A 12,444-nucleotide genomic window follows, 5' to 3' on the forward strand; every position below is an offset into this window, starting at 1 on the left:
CATCAAGATGCTCAAGCGCCAGATGTTCGGCCGTGCCGGCTTTCTCCTCCTCCGCAAACGAGTGCTCCTCACAACCTAACGATCATTACGCACCGTCACCGCTTCACGGACTTTGCGCCAGATCCCGACAACGGACCGCGTTTGCTCGCCAGTTTCGAGCGCGATCTTGGGCCTGGAGTCGGGTCCGTTGTTCGTGAGAGCTGACCGCACTCACCGGCCCGGGGTCATTCGCACCGAGGAGGGGCGGGGCGGCGGCGCAGTGTCGGCGGCCATCCGGATCTGGCCGCTGGCGGCAAGGAAGAAGGCGCTATGACCATCACAGAGTGTGACCAGATTCGCTAGCCGACGCGCTGCCACACCGCCACGATCGCCGAATCCGGCGTCGGTTGAGGCGCAGACCCCTGATGTTGGTCCCGAGCGCGGATTGGCAGTTATGGGCGGCGGGCGGCGCTGACGATCAGCTTTGGGTAGTGCGGGGATACCGCCGGACGGGGATCTCAGTCGATCGGCTCGCGATGCACCCACTCGACGAGATCGTCGGACGCGAGCGCCCGCACGCGCGCGGCGTACCGGGCGAGGTCGGCGTCGTCGAGGAGGTCGCGCCACTGGCCGCTCGTGCCGCGGCTGAAGAACGCGGCGGGATCGATCCAGTGCTCCGGACCGCCGGCGGGGACGGTCGTGTCGGCCCTGCTGCGCATCGACTCGAACGTCGCCGCCTGGACCAGGCGGGGCCATCGGTGCTCGTCGACGTCGATGCCGAGGCGCGCGGCCATCTGCCGCATCTGCCCCTCCAGGTCGGCCTTTAGGTCGTCGTAGTGCAAGTACACGACGTCGAGATCGTCGGCGGCGTCCCGGAACGTCTGCAGGTGCTCTACAGTGCGCCGCAGCGACGACCCGACCTGCGTCGATGGCGTCTCGTCGTCGACCCACTGCCAGAAGCGGTCCCGCTCGCCGTCGGGGCGCGGCCGCGGTGGCCGCAATGGTCCGAGCTCGATACCGTCGATCGCGGCCGCCCGTTTGCGTTGGCTGAGGAACGCGCCGATGTCGGTGTTGTCGATATGGCGGTCGATCGACAGCCCCACGTCGCGCGGGTCCCGCCCGACGCAGATGTACGTGACCGTCGGATCGTTGGGTATCCCGTCGAGCGGCGTGTGGGTCTTGATGAACCGGCGGTGCGTCTGGGCTTCCAGGTCCGCGAACACGTCTGTGCGGGCGCGAGTCACCATGTCGATCCACGGCGAGAGCGTGTCCAACGGGAGCGGGAGCTCCGGTTCCTGCAGTATGAGCAGGGCGCAGATCATCTGCGTCCACGTCGTCCCGCACTTTGGCGGGGTGCTGATGATGATGTCGCCGGGGCGGAGCTCGAAGCCGTCCCAGCGGTTGCTGTCGTACATACTCGTCTCGTAGCGGCGCACGGCCGTCATCCTTGCAGCGGATCCGATCCCGTGAGGCCCAGATGATTCACCGCACGACATCCTGCCGAGGGCTCAAGACTGAGGTTCCGAAGGGCGTCGCGCAACAGTATGTAGCGCAGCTCCCGCCCATAATGTCCGATCTCGAACACTCCGCGAGGGCATCATGAAGGCCAGAGGATGAGCGCCGAACGGCGGCTACGCGCGCGTCTACCTTGGACGCCAATCACGCTAGGTAATCGCGTTGCCGCTACCGGGCAGCTCGGTATGGCCGCTCCCGGACAGATCCGGCTGGCCGTCGTGAGCCCAGGTCAGCGGTCCATTGCCGCCTGCCGTCGGGGTGCGGTCAGAACTGGCAACCATCAACTTCGCTGAAGCTCGGGGTGCGGTCGCCACTCACGAACAAGTGCGGTCGGTAGTTGCAAGCAAAACCACACCGCCGTCTCCAGCCGCCGGTTACCACGCTCTGTCGCCCTCGCCTGGCCACAGCCGCTTAATCACGGACTCCGGTAGCTCGCCCGTCGGATTGCTTGTTGGGGTCAGATCGGCCCAACGCCGAGAGAGGGCACATTCCGACCAGGCAGGCCAGCGCCACTCGTGTGGCGGCGTCTGCATGTCGCGCAAGGCGTCACCGCCGTCCGGGATGAGCCCGATTTAGGAATGGTCCATAGCCCACAGCGGCAGGTACAACGCCACATCCCATCACCTCATGCCCAGGCCGTCCACGAGCGGGTCGTACTCCGGCCTCTCCCCCTGGTCCACGTGAGTTCGGCGATGCTCGTGCACAAGAGCGATGTAGGTGGCGGCAGCTTTGTGCCGCGTGGCATGGCGGCTTTCCTCGTAGGAGCCTTTGCCGTCGGGACGTAGGACGAGGTATTGGCCGGCTCGGGACGCCAACTCGACGGCGCCGCAGCACGATGTGGCGGCGATGCGGAGGGTGCCGCCTCTGGCGGAGTTGTACGGCTCCCACTCCAGGTCGGCGATTTCCGGTTCACCCTGTTGCGCTCGGTTTTGGGTCTGCATGCGCCTTCTCCATGCGCGTCGTGCTGTCTGGTGCCGTGGGGCGAGTGGTAAACGGAGTGCGAGCTCCAGCACAGGAAGCTGACGACGTTCTGGAGGAGCCCAGCGGGATGTTGAGAGGGAGGTAGGCGAGTACGACACCGGCATCCATCGCTGATCCTTGAGTGAGTACGGCGTCGATTGCCCTGCTGGAGACGGAGAGCGAAGGAAGAGGACACACGGCGGCGGGGCCCTCTTCTGTAGCTCGGGCCACCTGGCCAAGCTCGCGCGGTGGGAGGGAACTGACGGGATCTCGCGGCCCTCGACTGAAGGTCTTGTCACCGTGCGATGCACATGTGGCCAGCGACGGGCCGTTGAGTGAGATGGTGCATGATCTTCCTCCAGCCGAGTAACAGACGAGGCCCCTCACCTAGCTCTGGTACGGCGACGTGCTCACCTACGTCTGGCCTGATCATCCGGCCGCCCTCCATCGATGTCAGGGAGACCTTCCTGCTGCGGAGTGGCTACCGCACCGTGGCCAAGAGCGGAAGACTGGGCCTTCCACTGCACTCGTACGGCGTCGCTCATGAGACGCAGCAACTCCTCCGGATGCTCGGCCTCCACCTTGATGCCGCCCGGAGCGCAAGGGCCCTTATAAAAGGCGACGAGAGATCGGCCGTAGGGGGAGTACATCAGCCACCAGTCGGGAAGGCGGCGTTGGAGGCTCTCGACGTACCGCCTCCCCGCCATGTCAGCGGCGGCATCGCGCTGATTGACCAAGACCATCGGATCCTCCGGAAGGGACATGTTGGGGCGCAGGCCGGGGCCGGGCGGCCAATAGGAGCGAACCCCGGCCTGCGCCAGAGGTGCGGTGCGGCGGGGACAACGACACCGGGCCGCCCGCATGCGGTGTGGCAACGGAACGCGGCGGCTGCGCAGTTCCGCGTCCTATCGGCTGCCACACCACGATCATCAAGAACTCTTCAGCCGGACACTCTCAGCCGAGTTCGGCCACGTCGGTTCAAACGGCTGGCAGCCTCGTGGCGCTTCGCCGAACAAAGTGGAAGAAGCTGAAAAGAACTAATAACGCTGAAAGTGGGGCCGCGCGACCAGTGCGACCCACCAGCCAGACAGCCGCTGCCGTCGGCACAGCACCAGCCCTGCTCGTGTCAGCTTTTACAGCACTCCGGCGCGTCCGGGAAGTGCATGTTGTTCCATATGACGTCGCGCATCCCGGGCACCTTCGTGACGACTTGCGTCGATCCCTCAGTAAATCCGACCGTCTTTCCTGCTCGCCAATCCCGGGGGCCCGAGAGAAGAAAGCATTGTGCGAGCCAACCAGTACTGCGGCGGAAGCTGGTGCGGCTGTCATCAGTGATACCTCTACTGAGTGCGGGATCTCTAACGCCGTGGCCCTGCGCTGCACTATCGCTACGGCGATGCATGTGCAGCATCCGCCCGTTGAGGGCACGATGGAGGGGCACCGCGTCCGTGCCCACATCGTGCTCACAGCGTGCCCACACGCCGACCGAAAAGGACTGCAAGGTGGAAGCGCCAGACCTGCCACTTCCGGACCTTCTCAAACACCTACGCAACGCCGCAAAAATGACCCAACAGCAAGTCGCGGACAATCTGTGCGATATCACCGGCACATTCACGGTCACTCGACACGAAGTCGGCAGATGGGAGCAAGGCCGCGTCCGACCGACTTCTTGGCTCCCCGCTCTGGCAAGCGTTCTCAAGGTGGATCTAGAGATCTTGGAGAAGGCGCCAGACAGGAAATCCTCGGCCGCTCCGTACAATGTCCCAAACGTCGAGATGGGGCAGGTAGGCGAGGTGCTACGTCGCACGTTCCTCAAGCACGGGATCACAGCCGCCGCCATGCCCGTCCTGCAGGCACACGAGAATCATCGGATCATCCAGGCCCTCGACGCCATGACCAGTGATCGCCTCACCGGCATCGTGGACAGCCTCGGCGAGCTCATCGACCATTACGCTCTGACGATTTGCGCCCTTCCCCCTGCGGACATGTACGACGAACTTCTCATGGTCAGGTCATACGCCAGCGGAATTCTCGACCGCACTGGCCACGTCCCGTGGCGCAAGGAGCTCATTCTCGCAACCGGCTGGCTATCTCACCTGCTCGCCGTCACCGCGTCCGACATGGGTGAACACGCAGCCGCTCGTGTCTGGTGTGCCGACGCCGAGCGCCGTAGCCGAGAAGTGGGACACCCTGAGCTGGCGGCATGGTCCTCCCTCACGAAAGCCATGATTGCCTGGTACCAAGGACAGCCCCGCCAGTCGGCGATGCTGTCTGCTCGGGGGCGGCAGACCGTCACCCCGGGGACGGTCGTCTATGCCAAACTCGCTTCGCAAGAAATGCGCGCAGCCGCAATGGCCGGCGACGTTGACCGTATGACACGCGCCAGACACAATGCGCGCAAGGCCATAGCCGCACTCCCCTCTGACGCTCCATCCACAGGCGCCTTCTCCATCGCGCTAGCGGAAGATCCGCCCTACACCGCGACGTCCCTACTGTTCGTGGGCCGCTATCGAGAAGCCGTTACCGCGACCAACCAGGTCATCCAGACCGTTTACCAACCAGAGGCGCGCCAGCGCGGCGAGCACCCTTCCGGATACGCACGGTCTCTGCTGATCCTGGCACTAGCCCAAGCCGCGCTGGGACAACTGGACGAGTCGGTGGCAGCTGGTCACGCCGCTCTATCGGGCAGCCGTCCAGCGTGGCCGACCATGGTCCTCGCAGGCAAGCTCGACAAGGTCCTCACCAAAGACTTCGCCGACACCCGGCCGACTACGGAGTATCACGCGCGCTACCAAGAAACCATCGGCGCCTCGGCAGAAAATCGGCCACAACACCCCAGCCGCATAGAGGATCTTGGATGACCGACGACATCAGCTCTGAGCAGATCGCCACCATCACGGCATTCGTGGACATCCAAGCCCCTCCGCCAGAGGGACTACCGACCGCGCACATCCTCTTCGGCACCAACCAGAGCCAGCCCGCCGAGATCGCAGCTGCGCGATACCACCAAGGGCTCGCACCGCTGATAATCGCAACAGGCGGAGTCAACCGGCACAACGGGATCGTCGAGGCGCGCGAATTCCATCGCCTCCTCGTCGAACGTGGAGTCCCCAACGAAGCGATCCGCTGCGAGGATCGATCCACCAACACCTGGCAGAACGTCGAGCTCTCGCTGCCGTTCCTCCATGAGGCGTTGAACCTAGGGCTGACCATCACGGCGGTCTGCAAGTGGTACCACCGCCGTGCCGTTCATGTCTTGAAGACCCTCGTGCCCGACATAGGCGCCTTTCACGTCATCACCTGGGACCCCGTTTACGCCGGCCAGCCCGTCACCCGCGACACGTGGCCGCTGATCTCGGAAGGCAGGCGTCGGGTGATCCGCGAATGGGAGGAGGTACCACGTCGCGTCACCGGCGGCAGCTTCAAGGACGCAAGTCTTGTCAACGAGGCCTGGCGCTGAAGCCAATAGCCCATTTGAGGGCCGCTGGCGCGTCGACGAAACGAGGAGAGGGTTCGGCTGGCCGAACTGGCGTGCTGTGTGCGTGTGTCCATGCGGGTGTCCCTTCGGTCACGCCCCCGCGCCCCGGCCTGCGGCAATACCATTGCCCCTACCGCCGAAACCGAGACCGACCCCGGCGATCACCCCACGCGAAGACTGAAGCCCTTCCCCAAAGGCCGCCTCCCGTCCCCCACCCCGGATACCGGGGCACCGACACGCCCACCGCGCGTGGACACGAAAGGGGACATCAACGCATGTCAGGTACCGGATATCAGACGCTTCTCGACTGCCGCCGCCGCAGCCGATACCTACGCCAGCACGGCTTCACCGTCGACCAGATGAGCAATTGTCAAATTCTGTGGATCTTCGGCGGATCAGACTGCTCGTAGCCAGTGATCGAGGGCTATGAAGTCATCGTCGGTGAGGCCCCGGGGCGACGGGACGTGATGGAGGAGGGCTCGGCCGGGATAGCGTGCGGATACCCAGTCCCGGTCGGCATCGGTGATCTCATCGTCGACCCAGGCGAATGGACGCTGGTTAGCCCACGCCACCAGGGTCCTGGTCTTCCAGCAGAGCCCGAACCACTGGTCCTCGCGTTCGTCCTCGTCGGAGGGCTCGGGCCAGTTCACGACTGGTAGCCGTGGCAACCCGATCCGGGGTGCGATCTCGGCGTTCGCCTGGTCTTCCCAGGTCGTGGCCCAGACCAGGTCGCACGGCAGCGCCGCCAGCCGAAGCCCCACCTGCGGGTCGAGCCGCGCCAGGTGGGCGGTCTGCCCGCTGCCTGAGGGCTGGCGCTGCGGGCCATCACCGAACGGCAAGAGCGGCCCGTCGACATCAAGGAAGAGCAGGGGGCGCCCCTGGTGGCCAGTCATGCCGCGGTGACCTGTTCGCGTTCGACCAGGACGCCGCGCTCGAACCGGGCTCCGGCGCGCACGAGTGCGACGAGGTGGGGTGCGTTGACAGCTCGCCAGCGCCTCTGGGCGGACTCGATGAGCTTGAAGGCCATGGCCAGGCCGGCGGCCCGCGAGCCGGGCCCTTTGGTGACCTTGGTGCGGTGCCGGACGGTGGCGAAGGTCGACTCGATCGGGTTGGTGGTGCGCAGGTGCACCCAGTGCTCGGCCGGGAAGTCGTAGAAGGCGAGCAGTTCGTCGAGATCGTCGAGGATCTTGGCGACGGCCTTGGGGTGCTTGATGCCGTAGGCGGCCTCGAACTCCTTCACCGCGCGCAGGGCGTGGGTCTTGTCCTCGGCGTTCCAGATCTCTGCCAGGTGCTTCTTCGCGCCGGGATGTGCAGATTTCGGGAGTGCCCCCAAGCAGTTCGCGATCTTGTGGAACCAGCACCTCTGCTCGCTGGCCTGCGGAAACACCTCCCGCAACGCGCCCCAGAAGCCAAGCGCCCCGTCGCCGACCGCGAGCACCGGCGCGCGCATGCCGCGGCGTTTGCAGTCACGCAGCAGGTCGGCCCACGACTCGGTCGACTCCCGGTAGCCATCGGTGAGCGCGATGAGTTCCTTGCGGCCGTCGGCCCGCACTCCGATCATCACCAGCAGGCACAGCTTGTGCTCCTCCAGCCGGACGTTGACGTGCACGCCATCGGCCCACAGGTAGACGTAGTCCACCCCGGACAGGTCACGGGCGGCGAAGGCGCCCTGTTCGGCCTTCCACGTCTCGGTCAGCTTGGTGATCACCGATGCGGACAGGCCCGCTGAGCTGCCCAGGAACTGGCCCAGCGCGGCGGTGAAGTCCCCCGAGGACAACCCGTGCAGGTACAGCAGCGGCAGCACTTCGGTGACCTGCGGACTCTTGCGGCACCAGGCGGGCAGGATCGCCGAGGAGAACCGCTTGCGCTCGCCCGTGGTCTCGTCGATGCGCTTGTCGTTGACCCGCGGGGCCTTGACCGGGATCGCACCGGCCGCGGTGAGTACCTTCCGTTCGGCGTGGTGGCCGTTGCGCACGACCAGACGGCGGCCGGACTCATCGCGTTCGTCGGCGAAGGCGGCGATGTAGGCGTCGACCTCGGCCCGCAAGGCGGCGGCCAGCATCTTGCGGGCGCCCTCGCGCACGATCTGGTCGATAAGCGAGGCCGACGAGCCACCGACCGCGCCGTCGTGGTCGTCAGCGGGCAGCTCGGGCACTACGGTGAGGGACACGGGTGTGCCTTCCCGACCGACGCTGCAACGTCGGCCCTATCTCGAAACCTTGATCAGATGATTCGGGAAGGTACACCCCTTCCCGGCGGATCCACAGGTTTCAAGCATTGCTCTGTTCTCCCGCCGAATCGTCGGCTGGGCGATGGCCGAACACATGCGCACCGAACTGGTGACCGACGCCCTGGCGATGGCACTGCACCAGCGCCACCCTGAGGCCGGGGTGATTCATCACAGCGACAAGGGCAGCCAATACACCTCAATCGCCTTCGGCCAGCGCTGTGAACAGGCGGGTGTCCGCCCGTCCACGGGCCGCACCGGGACATGCTTCGACAACGCGATCACTGAGAGCTTCTTCGCCTCGCTGGAGTGTGAGCTGATCGACCGGCGCACCTTCCGCACCAGGTCAGAGGCCGAACGAGCCCTGTTCAGCTACATCGAAGGGTTCTACAACCCACGCCGCCGCCATTCCGCCAACGGCCAGCTCAGCCCGGCCGAATACGAACGTCGACACACGCTCAAGAACGCCCAAGACCTCGACTATGCTGCCGCGTAGTCGCAAGCCCTGATGTGTCTACCGAACCGGGGCAACTCCACCAGATAGCGAATGTCGTCGCCGAACGCATCGAAAGCGGCACCTACCCGCCTAATCTCCGAGGTGAAGCTCCAGGATGAGTTCGATGTCGCGCGTATCACCGTACGGAAGGCGATGGGCGCCCTCAGGGACCGAGGACTGATCACCACCAAGCCGGGCAAGGGCTCCATAGGCGCACCGCTATAGTCGCATCCCGTGCTTGAGTCGTGCACAGGCCCGGCTTCGTGGGAATCACGCAACTATCGGAACGGGCCGGAAGCTGAGCCCTCCGCAGAGTAGGCTCCCGGAGCGTGAGCCAGCGGATCGACTACTACAACGACCCGAACGCGCCTGCCGCCAACAGCCTCGTCCCTTCCGTGAACGTTGTGGTCACTAACGACGCCGGCGAGCTGCTACTGATCCGCCGCTCCGACAACGACAACTGGGCACTACCCGGCGGCGCCATCGACCTCGGCGAGTCCATCCCAGAGGCAGCCATCCGGGAGACTCTCGAAGAGACTGGGATCACCTGCGAGATCACGGGACTGGTCGGCACCTATAGCGACCCCAGCCATGTCATTCACTACACCAGCAACGACGAAGTCCGGCAGGAGTTCTCTCTCGTTCTGACGGCCCGACTCATCAGCGGCCAGCCGACACCGAGTACGGAGTCTCGGGAGGTTCGCTGGGTACCCCGGCACGAGCTGGACGACTACGGCATGCACCGCTCCATGCGACTGAGGATCGGCCACTACCTTCAAGGAAGGTGCCCACACATCGGCTGAACAGCAACAGTCACGATAGATCACGATAGATCAGCACAACGGACCGATGTCACGCGGGTCATGAGACCCGACAAGCACAACGGACCAAGCACAACGGACCGATGTCAACGGACCGACATGTCAACGGACCGACTGGATGAGACTTTTCTCCACGGTCTCAAGGCGGCCCGCCTACGGCGGCCCGCGCGCGTGGGACGGCAAGCTGGCCGCGCTGCGGCTCTCCGGCCGGTCGCGGCCAGCGACCGCCCTCACGCCGCAAAACAGGAGACGCTCCACGCCTCTGGCCAGAGACAAACGGTTGCTCCTGGTCGACAAGCCTTCCGGCGCCCGGCGGGAGCCTTCGCGTTCCTGATTTAACAACGAACGGTCTCTAGCAGAGCCGCCCTGCAAGCACCACTGAAATAGCTCACTGTACGGCAACGCGAAGGCGCTCAGCGGCTTCGCGTAGCTGCTCGGTGCTGGGCAAATGAACCCTACCCCACTCGGTAGCTTTGTCGAGCTGGATATCATGGAAGTGAAATTTTGGAGCAGCATCCCTCATGAGCTGGCGGGGCGAAATTTTCCGCCCCTCGTTATCTTTGTGGAATTTAGCATTCTTGACAAATAGACTGCATATTGTGCGCCCACACCAAAAGTCAACCTTGAAAAGTGCATCGGCAAGCGGGTGCACACGGATATCGAGTCCTGAAGCACGCAGGTTACTCACAACATACATCTCACGCAAGAAGGAATAGTATGCGTTGCCCAGACGCCAACGCACTGAGTCCCATGCCACCCTCCAGCTAGGCCCATCGGGAGCGTCGGACACTGTCCGCGCCATTTGGCATGCAGGATTCCAAAGCATGGCGTTGGCCTTGGGGTCATCACGAATGAATCTTGAGAATTCAAGCCAAGTAGGAATTTCTCGCAGGGACTCGATAGCGTAGTGAAGAGCGTGGATGAAAGCGAAGGCGGGATGCCAATCGACGATATCTGTAACGCTCTCAGCCTCCTTCCGTTTTACATCACCGAGAGCGTGGTTCCGCCTATCCCTCTTGGTAGCGTTGCAGACGCGCTCCACGTCTTCGGGGGTCAAGTCGTAGACAAACGACACCCGGTGCGCCATCACATGAGGCACCACATCCACCTTCGTGGCATCCCCCGTCCACTTGCTGAATGCCACTTCGGTAGGGCTAGTCACCTTGAACAGATCTAGGACATCCTCGGCGGTCGTCATAGTTCTCATGGCAATCCCATAGAAGAGGTCGGCTACTCCTTGCGGAAGATACACCTCAACTACGACATTTCGGGGCGATGGCCAGATCCGTGGCTGCTCGACTCGCGGCGAAGTGCCACCGCTTCGGCGACCCGCCTGGCTGCCCGAGCCGGATCCTCGTGTTCCCAAACACGGATGACCAGCCAACCTTCAGATCCGAGGAGACGGTCCGTCTCGGCGTCTCGCTCCCGAGTGCGTCGCACCTTCTCCGCCCAGAACCCGGCGTTGGTAACCGCTACAGTGTGATGTTCAGGACAGCCGTGCCAGAAGCAGCCGTCCATGAACACCGCGATCTTCGCTCGCGTGAACACCAAGTCCGCGGTACGACGAACGGCCTTGAGCGGTCGACAGGAGACGCGGTAGCGCAGGCCGAGCGCGTGTACTGCACGGCGCAGCGCAAGCTCCGGCTTGGTGTCTCGCCCCTTGTTAGAGCGCATGCTCACGCGCGTGGCCTCGCTCGACGCCCATGATTCAGTCGATCTGGTCACATTGTCCACAGTAGGGCATGCGTCTGCCAACGTCCCCAGATCGAACAGAGGTCGGCTCTGTACGAACAGCTGCTCGACTTTGTCGACGGGAAGATGCCCCTGTCCCTATCCCTGCCGCTTGAGCAACTTGGGTCTCAGCTGACAGAGCACGAGGCCGACCCCTGTACTACTGCTGTAGTTCCGCGAGGAGACGTTCGACGACCAGGACGACGAGTACGAGCGACCTGTTCGCTGGAGTAGGCGGGTTGGCCCTGGGGTTCCATAACCCAATCGGGACCACAAGCCCGTCTTCGCTGTTGAGATCGAGCCAGCAGCACGGCCCGTGAAGCGTAATTTCGACCGCTGCGTCCACAACGGTCCCGTCGAGCTGGTTGAAGTGTATTCGAAAGTAGATGTCATCATCAGTGGCCCGCCCTGCCAGGGTTTCAGTTCTCTCGGCCAACCGAGACGACGGGAGCCGTGCTCAGCTCAACGAGCTCCGGCAGCAGCGCCTCAAAGCGGTCCGCCAGCCACAGCCCAAAGCATTCGCCATCGAGAACGTTCCGAAGTTTCAGGGGTCGTCACACTTCGCGACGTCATTTCGGACTTGGAACCCTAACCCGAGATTGACGATATCAGTATGCTTTCCGATGAACGGCAGGACCTCCTTTTCGCCGGAATCCCCGCCTAGGTCCTTGGAATCGGACATCGCTATCCCAGAAGGCGGAAATCGCTTCAACCTGACAGAAACGGCCGGATCTGCATCCGAAGTGCTGGGAAACAAGCCGGCTCTCCCCGTCGGGGTACCACAGCAATGCACGTCGACGGCGACCGGCAGCGAGCCGCAGGGGGCCAGGGCTCCGCTCAGCGTCGTTGATACCCCTTCGCAGGGAGGCATCAATACTGCCGCGCCGCTTCCGGTGCTCGGGCCTGGCGGCCCTGCGCTCCGGGGCGGCTTGCCACCGGATGACGTGGTTGCTCTCGCGATCGGGGCCGAAGATATGCGCAGTATGATCTTGCACAACCTACGCGCCCCATTGGCTATCTGCCCAGCTTAGGCCGCCTGTCGAGGCGGAGAAGCCCCTACTCCTGGAGCGGGTACCCGCGCGCTCGCGCTGGTAATGAGTTGTTGGGGGCGCTCCAACAGGCATAGCGGACGGTAGCTCTGTGAAGTGCATAGGGAACAGCCCGTCAGCTTCCGAGAAGGCGCAAGACAGCCGTGTGGCTACGGTCCCCTCACTGTTCGTTTCAAGTCCTGAAACTA

The 12,444-nt window shown here is 64.0% G+C and carries 10 protein-coding genes and 2 pseudogenes; 6 read left to right on the top strand and 6 right to left on the bottom strand.

Annotated features, from left to right (window positions below):
- Window positions 1-497: 497 nt before the first annotated feature.
- Together ABN273_RS56145 and ABN273_RS56150 are read right to left on the bottom strand one after the other, a co-directional pair.
- Window positions 498-1,424 (bottom strand): sulfotransferase domain-containing protein, encoded by a 927-nt coding sequence (locus ABN273_RS56145; RefSeq protein ID WP_349457977.1) that lies wholly within the window; start codon window positions 1,422-1,424, stop codon window positions 498-500.
- A gap of 690 nt (window positions 1,425-2,114) precedes the next feature.
- Window positions 2,115-2,435, bottom strand: coding sequence for a hypothetical protein (locus ABN273_RS56150; RefSeq protein ID WP_349457978.1), 321 nt, complete (start codon window positions 2,433-2,435; stop codon window positions 2,115-2,117).
- A 1,521-nt stretch (window positions 2,436-3,956) separates the two neighbouring features.
- Here ABN273_RS56150 and ABN273_RS56155 point away from each other — a divergent pair.
- Window positions 3,957-5,315 (top strand): helix-turn-helix domain-containing protein, encoded by a 1,359-nt coding sequence (locus ABN273_RS56155; RefSeq protein ID WP_349457979.1) that lies wholly within the window; start codon window positions 3,957-3,959, stop codon window positions 5,313-5,315.
- Window positions 5,312-5,914 carry a YdcF family protein gene (locus ABN273_RS56160; protein WP_349457980.1) on the top strand — a complete coding sequence of 201 codons (603 nt, stop codon included), beginning with the start codon at window positions 5,312-5,314 and terminating at the stop codon, window positions 5,912-5,914. The genes ABN273_RS56155 and ABN273_RS56160 overlap by 4 nt, the downstream gene beginning before the upstream one ends.
- A gap of 413 nt (window positions 5,915-6,327) precedes the next feature.
- Here the strand turns inward: ABN273_RS56160 and ABN273_RS56165 are convergent, their stop codons facing one another.
- Window positions 6,328-6,825, bottom strand: a complete 498-nt coding sequence (locus ABN273_RS56165) for an HAD domain-containing protein (protein ID WP_349457981.1) — start codon at window positions 6,823-6,825, stop codon at window positions 6,328-6,330.
- Window positions 6,822-8,102, bottom strand: a complete 1,281-nt coding sequence (locus ABN273_RS56170) for an IS256 family transposase (protein ID WP_502911338.1) — start codon at window positions 8,100-8,102, stop codon at window positions 6,822-6,824. Before ABN273_RS56170 ends, ABN273_RS56165 begins: the two co-directional genes overlap by 4 nt.
- 112 nt (window positions 8,103-8,214) lie before the next feature.
- Here ABN273_RS56170 and ABN273_RS56175 point away from each other — a divergent pair.
- From ABN273_RS56175 to ABN273_RS56180, 3 genes and pseudogenes are all read left to right on the top strand, one after another.
- Window positions 8,215-8,655: pseudogene (locus ABN273_RS56175) on the top strand (IS3 family transposase); the annotation flags it as partial.
- Between the two features lie 51 nt (window positions 8,656-8,706).
- A complete protein-coding gene (locus tag ABN273_RS60110; protein WP_502911339.1) occupies window positions 8,707-8,880 on the top strand; it encodes a GntR family transcriptional regulator in 174 nt (57 codons plus the stop codon).
- Window positions 8,881-8,984: 104 nt separating this feature from the next.
- On the top strand, window positions 8,985-9,458 hold the full coding sequence (locus ABN273_RS56180) for an NUDIX hydrolase (protein WP_349457982.1): 474 nt from the start codon (window positions 8,985-8,987) through the stop codon (window positions 9,456-9,458).
- A gap of 406 nt (window positions 9,459-9,864) precedes the next feature.
- On the opposite strand, the gene ABN273_RS56185 is transcribed toward ABN273_RS56180, so the two are convergent.
- Both ABN273_RS56185 and ABN273_RS56190 read right to left on the bottom strand, forming a co-directional pair.
- Complete coding sequence (locus tag ABN273_RS56185) at window positions 9,865-10,674, bottom strand: hypothetical protein (RefSeq protein ID WP_349457983.1); 810 nt, start codon at window positions 10,672-10,674, stop codon at window positions 9,865-9,867.
- Window positions 10,675-10,733: 59 nt separating this feature from the next.
- Complete coding sequence (locus tag ABN273_RS56190) at window positions 10,734-11,150, bottom strand: very short patch repair endonuclease (RefSeq protein ID WP_502911341.1); 417 nt, start codon at window positions 11,148-11,150, stop codon at window positions 10,734-10,736.
- Between the two features lie 346 nt (window positions 11,151-11,496).
- Between ABN273_RS56190 and ABN273_RS60115 the strand changes: the two are divergent.
- A pseudogene (locus ABN273_RS60115) lies at window positions 11,497-11,799 on the top strand (hypothetical protein); the annotation flags it as partial.
- Between the last annotated feature and the right edge of the window lie 645 nt (window positions 11,800-12,444).

It is taken from the genome of Nonomuraea sp. B19D2, assembly GCF_040137845.1.
Classification (GTDB): Bacteria; Actinomycetota; Actinomycetes; order Streptosporangiales; family Streptosporangiaceae; genus Nonomuraea.